The organism is Bradyrhizobium sp. USDA 3364, assembly GCF_054056355.1.
Genome location: NZ_JBSRYG010000002.1, coordinates 136,553 through 154,696 on the forward strand (window position 1 = coordinate 136,553; position 18,144 = coordinate 154,696).

Consider the following 18,144-nt stretch of genomic DNA (forward strand, 5'->3'; position numbering starts at 1 on the left):
CGCGGTCTCCTCTTGATCGGACGGGTCACCATCAGCCACCAATTGCCCGGCGCAACATGACGTGCAACAGGGATAATGATCGCAACGGCGCCGCGTTGCTTGTTGCAGCGCAAACTGGCGCGCGACGACATCGATCGCGCGCCCCGGAAAAACTGAGGCGGAAACATGGCTCATGGCGGTTCGATGCTTGCGCTGCTCCTGATGCTCTGGGCGCCGACCATAGCGCGGGCGCAAGAGGCGGAATTGCCTGTGAGTGAAGTCGCCCCCGGAATATTCGTTTACACCGGGGTCACCGCATTGATGACGCGCGAGAACGAAGGCGCCATCGCCAATGTAGGCTTCGTGATTGGCGACACCGCCGTCGCCGTCATCGATACCGGCGGCAGCGTTCGCGAAGCGCGGCAATTGCTCGCCGCGGTCCGCGGCCATAGCGACAGGCCGATCCGCTACGTGATCAACACCCACGCGCATCCCGACCACAGCTTCGGCAACGCGGCTCTCGTCGGCGACGGCACCAAGTTCGTTGGCCACAAGAACCTGCCCCGCGCACTCGCCGCACGCGGACAATTCTATCTCGACGGGTTTCGCCGGACCATGGGCGATGCGTTGATCGACGAGGTCCGGATCATTCCCCCAACCATGCTGGTCGATGACACGCTGAAGCTCGACCTCGGCGGACGGACCCTCAGCCTGAAGGCATGGCCGCCCGCCCACAGCGACAACGACCTCACCGTCTTCGATGAGCGCACCGGGACCCTGTTCGCCGGCGATATGGTGTTTATCAACCATATTCCTGTCGTGGACGGCAGCCTCAAGGGCTGGCTGCGCGCGCTCGACGCCCTCGCCGCCATTCCGGCCGAGCGCGTGGTTCCCGGTCACGGACCCGTGAGCGCGTGGCCTGCGGCGCTCGCCGACGAGCGGCGTTATCTTCAGACATTAGCCGCGGACGTGCGGGCGCTGGTCGCGAGCGGCAAGCCGATCACGGCTGCGGCGGAGCATGCCGCGGCAGCCGAGCGGCCACGCTGGCAATTGTTCGACGATTACAACGCCCGCAACGCAACTGCAGCATTCTCGGAAATTGAATGGGAATAGTGCTTGGTCCTATAATGGCGCGGCTGCATAGGATTTTCGCGAACATGACCGGACATCGCGCCCGCCTGCTCTGCATCGCCAGCCTCCTTGCGCTCGCGCTGGGCACGCCAGCTGCGCCAGCGGCCGAGACCTATGATCCCTGGCCGGGCCTCGTGCAGGACATCTTCAGCAATCGTCCGATGAATGACGGCAACGACGTCATCGGCATCGAGATGCCGGTGCGCGCGGAAGACGCCGCGATCGTTCCGGTGACGCTGCGCACCAAGCTGCAGCCAGGCGACAGCCGCCGCGTCGTCGCGATCACGCTTGTCATTGACGAGAATCCCGCGCCGATGGCGGCAAAATTCACGCTGGGGCCGGACGCCAACGTGACCGAGATCTCGACCCGCGTCCGCGTCAACAATTACACCAACGTGCACGCCGTGGCGGAGCTCAGCGACGGCAAGCTCTATGTGAGCAGGGTCTACGTCAAGGCATCCGGCGGCTGCTCGGCACCGGCCGGCAAGAACGTCGAGGAAGCGAAGAACCACCTCGGCCAGATGCGCTACCGGCAATTCACAAAGTCCGAACAGGGGCCGGCGACCAGCACGCGCGAAGCCCAGATCATGATCGGGCATCCGAACAATTCAGGCCTGCAGATGGACCAGGTCACGCAGCTCTATATCCCGGCGTTCTTCGTCAACGAGCTGCATATCTGGCAGGACGACAGTCCGGTGCTCGCGATGGAGGGAGGAATCTCGATTTCGGAGGATCCCAATATCCGCTTCACCTACGTGTCGAACGGCGCCAAGCGTTTCCGTGCCGAAGCCAAGGACACCGACGGACACGTCTTCGAGCGCGAATGGAAGGTCGAGAATCCCGGGACCTGACGGTGTCGCCAGCCCCGCGAAATCTCACCTCGCCCCTCATCCTGAGGTGCCGCGAAGCGGGCGTCTCGAAGGATGTGGGCCACAGACAGGGCCTCATGGTTCGAGACGCGCGTTCCGCGCTCCTCACCATGAGGGGCTGATACCGCAGCAAGATCAGAAGCACCTGACTTCGGCTTCGGCCTGGGCGCGTCTGAGGTCGTTGAGCGCGTTCGCGGCCTGCTCGGACGAGCGGAACTGGCCGCCGAGATTGCCGCGCACCTGCGACATGCTCAGGACGGTTTCGGCGGTGACGTAGCGATCATAGGGGATGATCGAGGCGACCACGTCGATCGAGCAGGAACATTGCTCGATCGCCTGCCGGGATTCGCCATTGGCCTTCATGCAGCCGAACACGTATTCCGCCCGCGCCGAGGTCGGATAGTCGTTGATCTCCTGGGCCCGCGCGGCCATGGACATCCCGGCGAGCCCGGCCAGGACCACCGCCAGGACGGCGACAATCGGTCGTAGCATGTCAGCTCCTGCCATGGTCCTGCTTCCTCTTCTCTTCCCGCAAGCTATGCTATGGATGTTGATCAGAAAAGAAAACAGTCGGGGAAGTGGCTCAAGAAACGATGATCATCTCTGTACGCACGGTGTTGGCTGCGGCAGTTCTGGCGGTCATGCAGTTCGGCACCTCGTGCAATGCGGAGACCGTCCGCGTTGCAGCGCAGAAGACCGGAACGCTGGCCTGGGAACTGGCCGTCATTCGCTCCCATGGTCTCGACAAGAAGGCCAATCTGTCGATCGACGTCGTCGAGCTCGCCAGCCCCGAGGCCGGCAAGATCGCGCTGCGCTCAGGCACCGCCGACGTGATGGTGTCCGACTGGCCCTGGGTGTCGCGCGAACGCTCGCTCGGCGCCAAGCTGCAATTCTATCCCTATTCGAGCGCGCTGGGGGCCGTGATGGTGCCGGCCGCCTCACCGGTCAAGACGCTCGCGGATTTGAAGGGACGCAAGCTTGCCGTTGCCGGCGGCCCGATCGACAAGAGCTGGCTGCTGCTGCAGGCCGCGTTGAAGCAGGACGGCGTCGACCTGAAGTCGCAGGCGACCATCGTCTACGGCGCGCCGCCGCTGCTCGCCGCCAAGACGCTCGGCGGCGAGATGGATGCGACGCTCAATTACTGGAATTTCTGTGCCGCGCTCGAGGCCAAGGGCTTTCGCCGTCTGGCCGGCATGGAAGAGGTCCTGAAAATGCTCGGCAGCAAGGGCCGCATCGCGATGATCGGTTATGTGTTCGACGAGGCCTGGGCCAACGCCAACAAGGATCTGGTGGCCCGCTTCATCGGCGTGACGCGCGCCGCGAAGGACATCCTCGCGACGTCTGACGCCGAGTGGGACGCGATCGCGCCGCTGACCGGCGCGCCGGATGCCGCAACCCTTCAGGCCTATCGCGACCGCTACCGCGAAGGCATCCCGCGCCGTCCGATCGCCGACGAAGAGGCTGATGCACGCGTGCTCTACCGGGTGCTGGCACAGCTCGGCGGCCGCGATCTGGTCGGCACGGCAACGGAGCTCGATCCCGGCACGTTCTATCAAGCGATCCCGGGAGACTAGCGGTGCTGCGTCTGCTGTCATTCGCGCTGTTCATCGCGACCTGGTGGATTGCCTCGCTCGTGATCGGCGATGCCAAGCTGCCGGCACCGCCGGCGGTGCTATCGGTGCTGGTCGCGGAAGCGCGATCGGGCGCCTTGTTCATCAATCTCGGCGCGACGCTGGCCCGCGTCGCGCTGGCCTTCACGCTTGCAATGGCGCTCGGCTCGGCGATCGGCTATCTGATGGGCCGCGTCTCACTCGCCAATCGCCTTGGCGACCCCTGGCTGATCCTGCTGCTCAATTTGCCGGCACTGGTCGTCATCGTGCTGGCCTATATCTGGGCCGGGCTGACCGAGGTCGCGGCGATCGCGGCCATCGCCATCAACAAGCTGCCGACCGCGGTGGTTACGCTGCGCGAGGGCGCCCGCGCGCTCGATCCTGCGCTCGACGAGATGGCGACAGCGTTTGCGTTGCCGCGCGGCCGCGCCTTCCGGCACGTGATCCTGCCGCAGCTTGCGCCCTATATTGCGGCCGCAGCGCGCTCCGGGCTCTCGCTGGTCTGGAAGATCGTTCTCGTTGCCGAATATCTGGGCCGGCCGAACGGCGTCGGCTTCGAGATCGGCGTCGCCTTCCAGCTGTTCGACATTCCCTTGCTGCTCGCCTACTCGCTGAGCTTTGCCGGTGTCGTGCTCGTCATCGAGACCCTGCTGGTGCAGCCGTTTGAAACCAGGCTAACGCGGTGGCGGCTCCGTGCAGCTTGAGGTCAATATCACGGGCAAGAGCTTCGAGAGCGCGGCCGGGAAGCGGCACGACGTGCTCGACAACGTCACTTTCACATTGAATGCCGGCGAGGTCGGCGTGCTGTTCGGCCCGTCGGGCTGCGGCAAGAGCACCCTGCTCCGGATTCTCGCCGGGCTCGACGGCAACTACCGGGGCCGTGTTGTGCGCTCCCCCGGCATGCGCCTTGGCATGGTGTTTCAGGAGCCGCGGCTGCTGCCCTGGCGCACTGTCGAGGAGAATGTGCGGCTCGCCGCACCGCATGCCGGCGATGCCACGCTGTCGGCGCTGTTCGAGGTGCTCGACCTCGCCGCGCACCGCAGCCATTTTCCTACCGAGCTGTCGCTCGGCCTCGCCCGGCGCGTCGCGCTCGCCCGCGCCTTTGCCATCGAGCCTGATTTCCTGATCCTCGACGAGCCGCTGGCCTCGCTCGACAACGCACTCGCCGGGCGGCTGCGCGACCAGATCGCAACCCTGGTGGCCAGCCGGAAGATGATGACGCTGCTGGTCACCCACGATCTCGACGACGCCGTCCGCCTTGGCGACCGCCTGTTCTTCCTGTCGCCGCGGCCGGCCCGGATCCTTCATGTCGAAACCATCGCCGCGCCGCGCGCGACGCGAGGTGAGCCAGAGATCGATGAAATCAAGCGGCAGCTCTCACGGTTGGACCTTGCAAATATGTGAGACGCCGTCATCCTCAGACAAAAGCGCTAAGGGAGAGATTGGATGTCGCGTGCGTTGATCGCTGTTGGTGTCGCGTTGCTTGTGCTGCCGGCCACGGCACTCGCCCAGGGCAAGGGCAAAGGCATCCGGCTGTGGAATCTGACCAGCGCCACGATTTCGAGCTTCGAGTTGTCACCGGCCGGCAAGAACGAATGGGGCCCCAACCAGACGCTCAACGACAAGGACAAGGAAGTCGACCACGACGAGCGCCTGCGCATCACTGGCGTCGAGCCCGGCCGCTACGATGCCAAGGTCGGCTACAGCGGAGGCAAGCAGTGCATCGCCCGCGACATCGAGATCAAGGCCGATGCCGTGTTTTCGGTATCCGACAAGGATCTGAAGGACTGCAATAAATGAACGAGGCTAGCCGGCGGGCGGCTTGCCGTCCGTGCTCGCGTGATCGTTGCTGTGCGGATATTCACAACGCCATCGCACTGCGGTCCATTTCGGATGTTCGCCGACCCATTGCGCGATGTAAGGCGGTGCCGCCATGGCGCATTGCTGCAGTGAGCCGTTCCAGTTGAACACCAGATGCTGCTCCTCGCAGGTGGCAGGCGACAGCACGGCACATACAGTGACGATCAGATCAATCGGGTTCATGCATGAAACCTCTCGCGGGCGTCGTCAAAAGATAACATAAGCGCTACGCCCACAGCAGCCGGAAGTTTCAGTTTCGTGCGCGATCAGGCGGAACCTGGCGGTCTCGGCTCGGCAAGCGCACAGAGCCAGCCACAGTGAAACCGGCGCCTTGCCGCCAGTTCATTTCGTCAATAAGCTGGTTCCCCACAACTGCTAACAGGCTGATGGCTCTTACGGAAACCTCCCGGCGCGGCGTTGCGGTCGCTGTGTGCTTGCTGGCGCTCGCCACCTGCGCTTGGGCTCTCACGGGTCAGATCCGGCGCGCCGCGGCAGAGCCGCAGCCGGACAAGTCGGATTCGGGCCGCGCCGAGCCTTCCCGCAGTGCAAACAGCGGCCAGACGCCGGTCAAGCTTACGCCCAGTCAGCAAGGACAGATTGGACTCGAAACCGCGGTCGTGGAAGCTGCTCCGCATCCCGAGCAATTCCGCGCATACGGTGCAGTGCTGGACATCTCCCGCATTACGGAGCTCGCCAACAGCTACGCCAACGCGCAGGCTCAACTCCAGACGGCGCAGGCCAAGCTCGAAGTCGCCAAGAGCGCATTCGACCGAACCAAGAACCTCGTCGACTCCGCCGCACTCCCGAGAAAGGAAGCCGAAGCCGCGGAGGGAACGTTGCGGACCGACAAGGCCGCGCTTACGGCTGCGGAATCGCAACTCAGGACTCTCGCGGCAACAGCACAGCAGGAGTGGGGGCCGGTGATCGGCCGCGGCATCGTCGAGCGCTCACCCGCCGTTGTCAGGCTGATCGAGCGCGATCAATTTCTGGTTCAGGTGACGCTGCCGCCTGGCGTGAGTGTCAGCGGGACTCCGGGAACGGCTCTGGCCCAGGCACCGACGCGAAATGCGAATATCGATCTGCAGTACATCTCGCCAGCAACCCGCACCGACCCGCGCATTCAGGGGCTGAGCTATTTCTTCTCGGCGCCCGGTGACAGCGGCCTGCTGCCCGGCATGAACACCACTGTCTATGTGCCGTCGGGCAACACCTATGAGGGCGTGTTCATCGAAGACACCGCGATCGTGCGATGGCAGGGCCGATCGTGGGTTTACCTGCGCGCGGGTCCCGACAGCTTCCGACGGTATCCGATCAGCACGGATCAGCCGGTCTCCGACGACGATTACGTCGTCCGGGACATCCCATTGGGGTCCGAAATCGTCATCCGGGGTGCCCAGGTCTTGCTGTCCGAGGAGGCCAGGAGCGAGCTTCGGGGCGGCGATGACAATGACTGACGGCACCGGCTTCGACCGGTCAGGGCCGCAAGCCGCTCTCGTCGCGTTCTCCATCCGCTTCCGCGGCATCGTGCTCGCGCTTTCGTTTGCGCTGCTGGGTTATGGCCTGTTCACGCTCGGCGAGGCCAAATACGGCGTATTCCCCGAATTCGCACCGCCCCAGGTCACGATTCAGACCGAAGCTCCCGGCCTCAGCCCGGAGCATGTCGAGATCCTGGTCACGCAACCGATCGAAACGTCGATCAACGGTCTGGCCGGCGTCGAAAGCCTGCGCTCGTCATCGATCCAGGGCCTCTCCGTGGTGACGGTCGTCTTCCAGCCGGGCAGCGACATCTATCGTGCCCGCCAATTGGTGACGGAGCGTCTCACGGCCGTGGCCGCGCGACTGCCGCAGGGCGTGCAGGCGCCGTCGATGACGCCATTGACTCCGCTGGCCGGCACGGTGCTGGTTATCGGCCTGACGTCCGAACACCTCTCGCTGATGGATTTGCGCACCATTGCGGACTGGACCGTGGCAAGGCGGCTTCTGGCGGTGACCGGCGTGGCACAAGTCTCCACTTACGGCAAAGACGTCAGGTCTCTGCAAGTGCAGGTCCGCCCGGGCGACCTGATCCGTTTTCGGGTCGGCCTGAACGATGTGCTGGCCGCCGCGCGCAAGGCCACCGGCGTGCGGGGCGCGGGCTTCATCGACACCGCCAATCAGCGCGTCACACTGCAAACCCAGGGGCAGTCCCTGACGCCCGACCAGCTTGCCCGCACCGTTCTTCGGCACGAAGGCGGCGCAAGCGTGGTTCTCGGCGACGTCGCCACCGTCGTGACCGCTCCCGAGCCGCCGATCGGGGCCGCCCTCATCGATGGCGTGCCCGGCATCATGCTCATGGTCAGCCAGCAATACGGCGCGAATACGCGAGAGGTCACGACGCGGGCGGAAGCGGCCCTGCAAGAACTGCGGCCCGGCCTTGAAGCCGACGGCGTTCAGCTCCATGCGGACATCTTCCGCCCGGCCAATTTCATCGACGCGGCAACCGAGAACGTGCTCACCGCCTTGCTGATCGGCGGCGCACTCGTGGTCGTTGTTCTGTTTCTATTTTTATTCGACTGGCGCACCTCGATCATCAGTTGCACCGCCATCCCGCTCTCATTGATCGCGGCCGTGCTCGCGTTGCGATGGATGGGTGAAACGCTCAACACGATGACGCTGGGCGGTCTTGCGATCGCGATCGGCGAAGTCGTCGATGACGCCGTGATCGGCGTCGAGAATGTCGTGCGTCGATTGCGCGAGAACCGCCGGGCAACGGCACCGCGCCCCGAAGCACGAGTCGTGCTTGACGCCTTCCTCGAAGTGCGCACCGCCGTTGCTTATGCGACGTTCGCCGTGCTGCTGGTCTTCCTCCCGATCCTGACGCTCTCCGGCATCGCCGGCCGCCTGTTCGGCCCCCTGGGTATCGCCTACATCCTGGCCGTGCTCGCCTCGCTCGCGGTCGCCCTCACGGTGACGCCGGCGCTCTCCATGCTGCTCCTTGTCGGGAGGACCAGCGGACAGCGCCTGCACGAACCGCCTGCGGTGCGGTGGTCCCGCCGCTACTACCAGGCCTTGCTGCGTCGCATCGGCCGTTACCCGAAGCTGGTGATGACGGCGGCCGCCGCCCTGACGATCGCCGGCGCGGCAATGCTGCCTTTCTTCGGCGGGACCTTCCTGCCGGATCTGCGGGAAGGCCATCTGATCCTGCACGTCTCTGCGATCCCCGGCACCTCGCTCGACGAATCGCTTCGTATCGGCAAGTTGATGACGGATACGCTCCGGCAAATCCCGGGTGTGCGCAGGGTGGCGCAGCATGCGGGCCGTGCCGAGGCCGGTATCGACACGGTGGGTCCGCATTCCAGCGAGTTCGAGGTCGACCTGGAGCCGGGGCTCTCGGGTAAGGCACAATCCACGGCAGAAGCGCGCATCAGGGCCGCCCTTGCCGGCTTCCCCGGGGTTTCCTTCTCGAGCAAGACCTACCTGACGGAACGCGTCGAGGAGACCGTCTCCGGCTTCACCGCGGCGGTGGTCGTGAACATCTACGGACCCGATCTCGACTTGCTCGAGCACGCTGCGCGCGACGTCGCGCGCGAACTGGATGAAGTCGGGGGAGCCGCCGACGTGCAGCAACGATCCCCGCCCGGGATGCCGCAGGTCAATGTGACGCTTCGCCCGACGGATCTGCAGCGCTGGGGGCTCGATGCGGTCGAAGTGCTGGAACTGATTCGTACCGCCTATCAGGGCGATGTCGTCGGCCAGGGATATGAAGGCAATGCCATCTTCAATGTCATCGTGATCCTCGACGCGCATGCCCGCGCCCGAATCACCCAGATCGGTGACCTACCGGTGCGCACGCCGAGCGGCGCCTACATTCTGCTGAAGCAAATCGCCGACGTCTACGAGACCTCTGGCCGTTATCAGATTCAGCACCTGAATGCGCAGCGCGTTCAGACCGTAACGGCGAACGTCAGCGGACGCGATCTCGAATCCTTCGTGGCCGCCGCCAAACGCAAGCTGGCCCGCGAGGTCACGCTGCCGCCCGGCGCACATGTGGAATTTGCCGGAGCGGCCGAGGCGCAAGCCCGGTCGCGGCACGATCTCATCGTCAACTCCTTGCTGGCCGCGACGGGCATCGTCGTTCTGCTCGCGATGGTGACCGGCCACTGGCGAAACCTATTGCTGGTCATGATCAACCTGCCGTTCGCCTTTGTCGGCGGCGTATTCGCATTGGCGTTGACCGGTGGCCTGCTATCGCTCGGATCGATGGTCGGCTTCGTCACGCTGTTCGGAATTACGCTGCGCAACTCGATCCTGATGATCTCGCATTACGAGCACCTCGTCCTCGTCGATGGTCGCGTGTGGGTACTGGATACCGTGATCGAGGGTGCGGCCGACCGTCTCGTCCCGATCCTGATGACATCTCTCGTCACCGGCCTGGGATTGCTGCCGCTCGCGATCGGCGCAGGGGAACCGGGACGTGAAATCGAGGGCCCGATGGCGATCGTCATCCTTGGCGGCCTGATGACCTCGATGGCGCTCAGTCTGCTGGTGCTGCCGACCCTCGCGCTTCGATATGCGCGCTTCAAGAGCCGCCCCTGAACACGTGCAGGGCACGTGACGATCTGAATCCGGTTCGTTTCACAGCCAGGCAACGGCGCCGACCAAGAATCGGCGCAGCACAATCGGACAATGGACGGTTTGAGATTTTGGGGAGGATTGTCCAAGCCGGTTCGGAGGCGGCTGCGCGCGGCGGCGCCGGAGCGGTCAATTCGACGGGCGCGCGGACATCGAAAGACCCGCGATCGAAAGGCTCGCCGACACTGCCACGGCTCCGACGGCGTTTGCCGTCGAAGCCGCGGCAGGCCGTGAGTTGGTCTTACTTGCGCGCCGCGCAGGCGTACATGTTGATTTCCATGCCGACCGGCACTTCGACGATCTTCGGTGTTTTCCAGGCCATTTCCTTCTCCCAAGGTAAAGTTGGCGCAAGCCTCGCGCCGCGCGGCAAGCTAGGGCTGGCTTTTCCAGGGCGCAAGCTGGGGTGGTCAGGACCCGACTTCGCTGCTGGACATGCCGAAACGGACGACTGCTCGCCGGCATCTGCCCGGTTTCGAAAGGGCTGGGAAACTCCGACACTGATCTGTCAGGCATTTTCCAGTTGCCGGGCAGCGACGCACCGATAAGCAGACCTGATCGCGCCAGCCACGTCTTGCCCAAGAGCGAAATCGCAACTTTTTTTGTTATGTGCGGAATTCCGCGCCAATACCGGGATTCCGCCCGGCCAAATTCGCCTGCGCGCAGCTATTTGAGCAGGCGCAGCAGCGCCTGGCCGGCGCGCGATTTCAGCTCTTTCGCATCCAGCGTTCCGTCATTGTCGGGATCCGCGGCCTTGAAGCGCTGCTCGACGACCGCGAGGTACTCGTCGAGCGTCAAGGTGCCGTCGTGATCCGGGTCCGCCATCTTGAGCTCTTTCGCGGTCAGCCGTCCGCGCAATTCGCGCGCGTCGAGCGTCCCGTCATGATCGGGATCGAGCTTCGCGAACAGGTCGGCCGCAGCCTTCTTCGCTTCGGCAAGGTCGACGGTGCCGTCATTGTCCGGGTCGAGCATCTTGAGCACATTGCGACCACCGGATGCAGCCCAAGCGGGGCCCGACAGGACGGCCATGGCCAAAGTCAGAGCAACCGATCGGCGCGAAATCATCATTCATCTCCCTTGATGCCGCTCGGGCAATCGAAGCCCATCATAGCAGCTTCGGCGGAGCTTCCTACAGTTCATGCAACCGGCGAGACCCTGTCGGGATTCGGGTGGCAAGGGACTGCCTCACGGATCATCTGTGGCGTTCGGTCGATTGCATTGCACCGGAACGAGCGAGGTGATCTCATGAGCGATATTTGCAGGACCACGTTGGGCTGCCTCCTTGCGCTCGGTCTGATCGCGCCCGTGTCAGCGCAGAACCGGGCTCCCGCCCCCGCGGCGGAGGCGGTCCAGCAGCGCACGCTCACCGGCAAGGAGCGGCTCGGCCGCAAATGGACCGACGAGCAGCGCATCGACAATTGCAATGTGCCGCCGGACAAGCGGGGCACGAAGCCGCGCTCGAGCGTCTGCCCCCATACGCCGTCAAGCTGATCGAGCCGTTCGCGCTGCGAGATAACGGCCAACCGCGCTTGGTGTTGTGTATTCCACGCGACGGCAAGCCACGGCCGCATCTGCGAAAAACCTGACGCGCTCAACGAGTCAGCAGCGGTCGGCTGGGGTTCGTTCACGTTTTCGTATTGACCCGTTTTGGTTTCAGGCGGATGGTTCCATCCGCAACGTCAGGAATAGGCGTGCAAGGAAAAAGGTTCATTGGGAGGATAGGATGAGACGCATTGCGCTGGCCGCAAGCCTCGTAATACTTGCATCGTATGGTGCAAGCGCCCAGACCAACGAGCAGTTGGTCAAGGGTGCGACTGATACATCGAACGTTCTCAATTACGGAATGGGTTACAATCTTCAGCGCTTCTCGCCGCTGAACCAGATCAACAAGGACACCGTCAAGAATTTGGTGCCGGTCTGGAATTACAGCTTGAATGACGACCGCAGCGAGGAATCGCAGCCGCTCGTTTACCAGGGCGTCCTTTACGTCACCACGCACAACGCCACGATCGCGATCGACGCCAAGACCGGCAAGCAGATCTGGAAAACCAAGGTCGAATATCCCGCCGAGACGCCGCGTATCGTCTGCTGCGGCATCATCAATCGCGGCGCCGCGCTGTATGACGGCAAGGTGTTCCGCACCACCCTCGACGCCAATGTGATTGCGCTCGATGCCAAGACCGGCAAGGAGCTGTGGCGCGAGAAGGCAGCCGACATCAAGGAAGGCTACTCGATGACGGTGGCGCCGCTGGTCGCCGACGGCGTCGTGATCACCGGCATCTCGGGCGCCGAATTCGGCACCCGCGGCTTCATCGACGGCTGGGATCCGACGACCGGCAAGAAGCTTTGGCGTACCTACTCGATCCCAACCCCGGACGAGCCTGGTGGCGACACCTGGAAGGGCGACACCTGGAAGCTCGGCGGCGGATCGACCTGGATCACCGGCTCCTACGATGCGGAATTGAACACGGTGTATTGGGGCATCGGCAATCCCGGACCGTTCAATTCGGCGGTGCGTCCCGGCGACAACCTCTACACCTGCTCGGTGCTCGCGCTCGATCCGAAGACCGGCAAGATCAAGTGGCACTACCAGTTCTCGCCGAACAACCCGTTCGACTATGACTCGGTGGCAGAGATGGTGCTTGCCGATATGAATGTCGAGGGCAAGCCGACCAAGGTGCTGATGGACGCCAACCGCAACGGCTTCTTCTACGTGCTCGATCGCACCAACGGGAAGCTGCTCGCGGCCAATCCCTATGTGAACGTCAACTGGGCGACCGGGATCGACATGAAGACCGGCCGGCCGATCGAGACCGACATCGCCAAGGATGCGCGTGAGGGCAAGAAGGTCACGGTCTATCCGTCGATCCTTGGCGGCAAGAACTGGGAGCCGATGTCGTTCAATCCGCAGACCGGCCTCGCCTACGCCAACACGCTGGCCTTCGGCGGCAAGTACAAGGCCGAACCGGTGACGTTCAAGCAGGGCGAATGGTATCTCGGCATGGACCTCACCGATCCCTGGGAATGGGGCACCGGACCGCGCGGCCATCTCAAGGCGATCGATCCGATGACCGGCAAGGCGAAGTGGGAAGCGCCGAGCGACATTCCGCGCTTCTCCGGCGTGCTCTCCACCGCCGGCGGCGTGGTGTTCTCCGGCCAGCTGACCGGCGAATTCGAGGCGTTCGATGCCGACACCGGCAAGAAGCTCTGGCAGTTCCAGACCGGCTCGGGCATCGAAGGACAACCCATCACCTGGCAGCAGGACGGCGTGCAGTACGTCGCCGTCAACTCGGGCTATGGCGGCGTCTATTCGCTGTTCTCCGGCGACGAGCGGCTCGCCAAGGTGCCACCCGGCGGCTCGCTGTGGGTCTTCGCGGTCAAGAACTGAGCGCGGAGCAAACGTGACTGAAAGAGTATCCCTGTTGACGGCGGCGATCTTCGCCGCCGTCGCGGCAGCCTTGATCATGCTGATCCCGGCGGCCGCGCAGCAACCCAGCGCAACCGACCTTGAAGGTCAGGCCGACCAGGGCAAGGTCACCTACGCCAAGAACTGCTCGCATTGTCATGGGCCTAACATGGTCAATTCCGGCACCATCACGCCGGACCTGCGCGCCTTTGCCGGCGACAAGACGCGCTTCGTGACAACAGTGAAGCAAGGCAAGAACGGCAAGATGCCGCCTTGGGCCGACATCCTGAGCGAGCAGGAGATCGCGGACGTCTGGGCGTTCCTCGCGACCCGGAGGCCCCAATGAGGGCCCGGCTTGCCGGCGCGGCGACGGCCCTGCTTCTTGGCATGACGGCGGCAGCGCATGCCGCCGATGATCCGCTCAAGGTATGCCTCGACGAGGATCTCCCGCCGCTGTCGGCGCATCATCGCGGCAAGCCGGATTCCGGTTTCGACGTGGCGCTCGCGCAAGTGATTGCCGAGCGGCTGGGACGGCCGCTCAAGATCCAGTGGTTCGAGAGCAAGCTCGACGAGGATTCGAGCCCCGCGCTCGAAGCCAACGCGCTGCTGTCGGACGGGCGCTGCTCGCTGGTCGGCAGCTACGCGCTCACCACAGACTCGTTGAAGGCGCCCGGCGTCACGACGGCCAAGCTGCCGGACTTCGATGGCGCCACCCGCGAGGATCGCCGCCGGCGGATCCCGATCGGGGTCCTGGCGCCGAGCCGGCCCTATGTCTATTCGCCGATGAGCGTCGTGCTCGGCCCCAACGCCACGGACAAGCTCAAGGACCGCAAGATCACCGATATCGGCGATCTCGCCGGCCTTCGCCTGACCATCGAAAGCGGCACGCTGGGCGATGCGATCCTGATGACCTTCGACAAGGGAAAGCTGATCGAGGACATCACCCACCTCGTTCCCGGGCGCAGCGACCTGCTGGGAGAGAGCTCGAGCGCGGCGAATACGACGCCACGCTGCTCGACCTGCGCCGGTTCGACGCCTACCGCGCTGAACATCCCGACACGAAGATCACGGCCTCGGGCTATTATTATCCGATCGGCGCCAACCGCGGTTATGTCGCGCTCGAAGCCGACAAGGCGCTGCTGGAGGAGGTCAACAACGTGCTGGCCGATCTGCAAGCCAAGGGCACCATTGCCGAGCTCGGCAAGGCCGCAGGCCTCACCTGGCTTCCCCCGCGCGAGCCGATCATCCTCGGCGATGTCTGGCTGAAGATCCTGAACCGCTAGCACTTATTGTAGCTAGGCAGACGACCGCCATTACATCATCGCGCGCGCTCTTTCCATGTCATTGCCAGCGAAGCGAAGCAATCCATGGCGTCGCAAGCGAAGACATGGATTGCTTCGTCGCTGACGCTCCTCGCAAATGACGGGGAAAGAGCTCGGGTCTGCTTGCTGACACCGACCGGAACGCGAGCCCCGCTATCGTAGATAGCTCGCCAGGTTCAAGCTCTGGATCTTGGAAATCGCCGAGTAGGACGCGGTCAGCTGCGCCTGATAGGTCGCGAGCTGCGCCGTCACCGCAGCGACGTCGACGCTGGTGAGGTTGGTCGACAGCGTCTTGGCGAAGTTCTGGTAGTCGCTCTGGTTGGTACTGGCGGTCTCGATCTGCGACGCCGCGGTCGATAGCTTGGCCTGCACGGTGGAGGTTGCATCCAGCGCACTGCTGGCGAGGCCGAGCGCCTGCGAGATATCGCTCGACGACAACGTCGAGCTGTTGCCGACATATTTCAACAGCCGCAGGACCTGCTCGAATGCCGAATTGTCAGCGGTGACGCCGTAGGAGACCGATTGGCTGTCCGACACGCGCACCGACGCGATTTCGCTGTCGCCCTTGTAGTAGCTGCTGTCTGACGTCGTCAGCGAGCCGGTGCCGGTGTCGAAGCTCGACAGATCGACAGGTGCAGTGTCGGTGCGGGCGCCGCTGAAGACATATTCACCGTCATACTCGGTGTTGAGCAACCCCTGCATCTGCGACATCGCCTGCTGGGCATAGTTGATCACCGATGCGGTCGCCGTGCTGCTGCCGGTGGTGGCGGCGCTGAGCTGGGTCCGGAGCTGCGTGATGATATCGGTCACCGAGCCGACCGCCGAGTACATCGCCTGCACCTTGTTGTCGGCGAGGTTGCTAGCATCGATATAGGTCTGGGCGCGCGTCACCGAGACCTGCAGATTGATGACGCGCCCGGCGCTGGAACCGTATCCCCCGAAATCCTCGGATTGCAGCCCGGAGGACTCCTGCACCTGCTCGTTGGCCATCACCGCCTGCAGGCGCAGCGCATTGGTGATCATCTGATCCGATTGTGCGAAGGTGGCAACACGCATCAACATGACGACGGCCTCACGCTTAGCTTGCGCTCATCGCGGTCATCAGCGCCGAGAACATGGCGTTGATGGCCGTGATGATCTGGGACGCGGCAGCGTATTTGTTCTGCAATGCGCTCAGATTCGCGCTTTCCTGGTCAATGTTGACGCCGGACTGCGACGACAGTGAGCTCGCATAGGTCGACTGCGCGGTTTGCTTGGCGGTGTAGGTCGCCGACGCCTGGGTCGCCTTGCCCGCGACGTTGGCAACGATCGCAGCCGCATAATCCGTGAAGGAGCCGGTGGTCGCACCGAGCCCGCCCGCCATGCCGAAATTGGTCGACCCGGTCAGCGCGCTCGAGAGCGCATTCACCACCGTCGCCGAGCCCGACGACAGCACCGAGCTTCCGACCGTCAGGGTGGACGACGCGTCGAGCGTCGCCGTCGGCAGTGTCGCCGTGCCGCTGAGGATGTCGCTCCGCACCGCGATATTCGAAGCGTTGGTGCCGGTGATGAGGTCATTGAGCCCGAAATAGTCCGAAAAGCCCTGCCCCGAACTACCGACCGAGCTCGTCATCTCGTTGATGGCAACGCCGTTGCCGGATCCGGTCGCCGAGATCGACAGATGGCCATTGGCATCGACCGACGCCGTAACGCCGGGCACATTGCTGTTGATATCGCTGACGAGCCCACTGACCGTCGTATCAGACGAGAGATCGAGGTCCTTGTAGGACACCAGATTGCCGCTCTTGTCGGTCACTGCAATCCGCACCGTTCCGGTCGCCGACAACGGCGTTGTACCGCTCACGGTGGCGGTGCCCGTCAGGCTCGCCGGCGGTGGTAGCGAGGTGCCCTGATTGGATACCACATTGACGCTTGCCGTCAGCTGCTGAGCCAACTCATCGAGCTGCGACTGCGCCGCCGGCAACGTCTGGTCACGCAGGGTGATCAACGCGCTGACCTTACCGGAGGAGATCTGCGAGGTGATGTCGACCCCGTTGACGGTGATGCCGCTGAAGCCGCTCGTCGCTGATCCCGCGACATACGTCGTCGATGCCGTGACGCTGGACGCCGCCGTGTAGCTCAGCGGATGCACCGTGCTGTCGACCAGCGCCTGCCCCGAGCCGGTATAGACCTGCAGGTCACCGCTCGAGTTGGTGAAGTAGCTCACGTTCATCTGCGACGCGAGATCCTGCAGCGCGCTGTTGCGCTGATCCTCGAGATCGGCGGTCTGCTGGCCCGCCGCCGCTTCCTGCTTGATCTGCTTGTTGAGGTCGGAGATCTGCTGCAGGTCGGTATTGATGTCGCTGACCGACGAGGCGATATCCTGGTCGGCGTCGGCCCGCAGCTTCTGGATGCCGCTCGAGGTCTGCTGCAGCTGGGCCGTGACCGCGTTGAGCGCGCTGACGGCGTTCGCCTGCAGCGACGCGCTGCTCGGCGTGCTCGCCAGCGACGACAGCGCCGACTCGAATGCTGCGATTGTGTTGGCGAGCGAAGTCCCCGTCGTGGAGCTGTCCGAGCTCGAGGTTGAGCCATAGAGCTGCTGAAGTTCGGTCAGGTAGTTGTTGTTGGTGTCGGCGGCACCAAGATCGGAATCGACCCCGACCAGCGACTTCAGCAGCAGCTTGTCGACCGCGCTGGTGATGCCGGTGATGGTGACGCCGGTACCGACACCGGCGGTGACGCTGCTGCTCTGGTTGGCGGTCTTCTCGGTATAGCCCCTGGTGTCGGCATTGGAGATATTCGCCGAGGCTATGCTGATCTGCACCTGCGTGGCTGACAGCCCGCTGAACGCGATGCTTCGTGCAATATCGAGCGATGACACGGCCCACTCCCTCCGGCGCCGGCCCGATCAGGCCCGCACGTTGGTGCCATAGGACATCGCGGGCGTGACGCGACGGCCGCCGGCCCCATAAGGCGAGACGTTTGCGATCTGCTCGCGGATTGCCTGCATGATCGCCTCGATCCTGCGGTTACTGGCATCGATCGCCGCGCGCAGCCGCATCACGTTCTCGTCCATCGCGACCCGCAGCTTCAGAATGCGGTCCATCAGTTGCTCACGCAGCACGCGGTCGTGGACATTGAGGTTTGCGGCCTTGCCGACTGCCTCCGCCACGCACTGCTCGAACAGGGTGGCGAGACGGTTCTTCTCGTCGACCTGCTTCAGCCGCGAGGCCGGCAGCCCCTTGGCGAGCTCGACGTTCTCCTCGTTCACGATCGCGGTCAGATTGTCGATCAGCGCGATCAACGACCTGGCGCGCTCGTCATTGCCAGCGGGATTGATCTTGATGTTGCGTTCCGGTGTCATGTCATCGCTCCCGTTC

The 18,144-nt window shown here is 64.0% G+C and carries 18 protein-coding genes and 1 pseudogene; 12 read left to right on the forward strand and 7 right to left on the reverse strand.

The features are described 5' to 3' along the window. The first annotated feature begins 183 nt into the window (after positions 1-183). Both ACVILL_RS00875 and ACVILL_RS00880 read left to right on the forward strand, forming a co-directional pair. On the forward strand, positions 184-1,092 hold the full coding sequence (locus tag ACVILL_RS00875) for a quinoprotein relay system zinc metallohydrolase 2 (protein WP_456727405.1): 909 nt from the start codon (positions 184-186) through the stop codon (positions 1,090-1,092). 44 nt (positions 1,093-1,136) lie between these two features. Continuing rightward, on the forward strand, positions 1,137-1,961 hold the full coding sequence (locus ACVILL_RS00880) for a quinoprotein dehydrogenase-associated SoxYZ-like carrier (RefSeq protein ID WP_456727406.1): 825 nt from the start codon (positions 1,137-1,139) through the stop codon (positions 1,959-1,961). A 153-nt stretch (positions 1,962-2,114) separates the two neighbouring features. On the opposite strand, the gene ACVILL_RS00885 is transcribed toward ACVILL_RS00880, so the two are convergent. Continuing rightward, positions 2,115-2,471 carry a hypothetical protein gene (locus ACVILL_RS00885; RefSeq protein WP_456727407.1) on the reverse strand — a complete coding sequence of 119 codons (357 nt, stop codon included), beginning with the start codon at positions 2,469-2,471 and terminating at the stop codon, positions 2,115-2,117. 101 nt (positions 2,472-2,572) lie between these two features. Here ACVILL_RS00885 and ACVILL_RS00890 point away from each other — a divergent pair, with 101 nt between their 5' ends. Genes ACVILL_RS00890 through ACVILL_RS00905 form a run of 4 tightly spaced genes read left to right on the forward strand, consistent with a single transcriptional unit; the run spans position 2,573 to position 5,389 of the window. Next, entirely contained in the window at positions 2,573-3,553 is a 981-nt protein-coding gene (locus ACVILL_RS00890) for an ABC transporter substrate-binding protein (protein WP_456727408.1), read from the forward strand. A gap of 2 nt (positions 3,554-3,555) precedes the next feature. Then, on the forward strand, positions 3,556-4,293 hold the full coding sequence (locus ACVILL_RS00895; RefSeq protein WP_456727409.1) for an ABC transporter permease: 738 nt from the start codon (positions 3,556-3,558) through the stop codon (positions 4,291-4,293). Beyond that, positions 4,283-4,993, forward strand: coding sequence for an ABC transporter ATP-binding protein (locus ACVILL_RS00900; protein WP_456727410.1), 711 nt, complete (start codon positions 4,283-4,285; stop codon positions 4,991-4,993). The genes ACVILL_RS00895 and ACVILL_RS00900 overlap by 11 nt, the downstream gene beginning before the upstream one ends. 42 nt (positions 4,994-5,035) lie before the next feature. After that, on the forward strand, positions 5,036-5,389 hold the full coding sequence (locus ACVILL_RS00905; RefSeq protein WP_456727411.1) for a hypothetical protein: 354 nt from the start codon (positions 5,036-5,038) through the stop codon (positions 5,387-5,389). Positions 5,390-5,395: 6 nt separating this feature from the next. Here the strand turns inward: ACVILL_RS00905 and ACVILL_RS00910 are convergent, their stop codons facing one another. Beyond that, positions 5,396-5,632, reverse strand: a complete 237-nt coding sequence (locus ACVILL_RS00910; protein ID WP_456727412.1) for a hypothetical protein — start codon at positions 5,630-5,632, stop codon at positions 5,396-5,398. Between the two features lie 203 nt (positions 5,633-5,835). Between ACVILL_RS00910 and ACVILL_RS00915 the strand changes: the two genes are divergently transcribed. Together ACVILL_RS00915 and ACVILL_RS00920 are read left to right on the forward strand one after the other, a co-directional pair. Continuing rightward, complete coding sequence (locus tag ACVILL_RS00915) at positions 5,836-6,903, forward strand: efflux RND transporter periplasmic adaptor subunit (RefSeq protein ID WP_456727413.1); 1,068 nt, start codon at positions 5,836-5,838, stop codon at positions 6,901-6,903. After that, positions 6,896-10,024, forward strand: coding sequence for an efflux RND transporter permease subunit (locus tag ACVILL_RS00920; RefSeq protein ID WP_456727414.1), 3,129 nt, complete (start codon positions 6,896-6,898; stop codon positions 10,022-10,024). The genes ACVILL_RS00915 and ACVILL_RS00920 overlap by 8 nt, the downstream gene beginning before the upstream one ends. Positions 10,025-10,301: 277 nt before the next feature. Here ACVILL_RS00920 and pqqA read toward each other — a convergent pair whose 3' ends face one another. Further along, positions 10,302-10,382 carry a pyrroloquinoline quinone precursor peptide PqqA gene (gene pqqA / locus ACVILL_RS00925; protein WP_009031067.1) on the reverse strand — a complete coding sequence of 27 codons (81 nt, stop codon included), beginning with the start codon at positions 10,380-10,382 and terminating at the stop codon, positions 10,302-10,304. Between the two features lie 341 nt (positions 10,383-10,723). Further along, the gene (locus tag ACVILL_RS00930; protein ID WP_456727415.1) at positions 10,724-11,122 is read right to left on the reverse strand and encodes an EF-hand domain-containing protein; all 399 of its coding nucleotides are present in this window, start codon (positions 11,120-11,122) and stop codon (positions 10,724-10,726) included. Positions 11,123-11,302: 180 nt separating this feature from the next. On the opposite strand from ACVILL_RS00930, the gene ACVILL_RS00935 reads away from it, so the two are divergent. The 4 genes and pseudogenes from ACVILL_RS00935 (at position 11,303) to ACVILL_RS00950 (ending at position 14,746) form a co-directional block, all read left to right on the forward strand. Next, positions 11,303-11,548, forward strand: a complete 246-nt coding sequence (locus ACVILL_RS00935) for a hypothetical protein (RefSeq protein ID WP_456727416.1) — start codon at positions 11,303-11,305, stop codon at positions 11,546-11,548. A gap of 232 nt (positions 11,549-11,780) precedes the next feature. Then, positions 11,781-13,445, forward strand: a complete 1,665-nt coding sequence (locus ACVILL_RS00940) for a methanol/ethanol family PQQ-dependent dehydrogenase (RefSeq protein ID WP_456727417.1) — start codon at positions 11,781-11,783, stop codon at positions 13,443-13,445. Between the two features lie 13 nt (positions 13,446-13,458). Beyond that, positions 13,459-13,809 carry a c-type cytochrome gene (locus tag ACVILL_RS00945; protein ID WP_456727418.1) on the forward strand — a complete coding sequence of 117 codons (351 nt, stop codon included), beginning with the start codon at positions 13,459-13,461 and terminating at the stop codon, positions 13,807-13,809. Next, positions 13,806-14,746 (forward strand): annotated as a pseudogene (locus ACVILL_RS00950) (substrate-binding periplasmic protein). Before ACVILL_RS00945 ends, ACVILL_RS00950 begins: the two are co-directional and overlap by 4 nt. A gap of 192 nt (positions 14,747-14,938) precedes the next feature. Here ACVILL_RS00950 and ACVILL_RS00955 read toward each other — a convergent pair. Genes ACVILL_RS00955 through ACVILL_RS00965 form a run of 3 tightly spaced genes read right to left on the reverse strand, consistent with a single transcriptional unit; the run spans position 14,939 to position 18,128 of the window. Next, complete coding sequence (locus ACVILL_RS00955) at positions 14,939-15,847, reverse strand: flagellin (RefSeq protein WP_456727419.1); 909 nt, start codon at positions 15,845-15,847, stop codon at positions 14,939-14,941. Positions 15,848-15,863: 16 nt separating this feature from the next. Then, positions 15,864-17,645 (reverse strand): flagellar hook-associated protein FlgK, encoded by a 1,782-nt coding sequence (gene flgK, locus ACVILL_RS00960; RefSeq protein ID WP_456727420.1) that lies wholly within the window; start codon positions 17,643-17,645, stop codon positions 15,864-15,866. Positions 17,646-17,672: 27 nt separating this feature from the next. Beyond that, on the reverse strand, positions 17,673-18,128 hold the full coding sequence (locus tag ACVILL_RS00965; protein ID WP_456727421.1) for a flagellar protein FlgN: 456 nt from the start codon (positions 18,126-18,128) through the stop codon (positions 17,673-17,675). Positions 18,129-18,144: the final 16 nt, after the last annotated feature.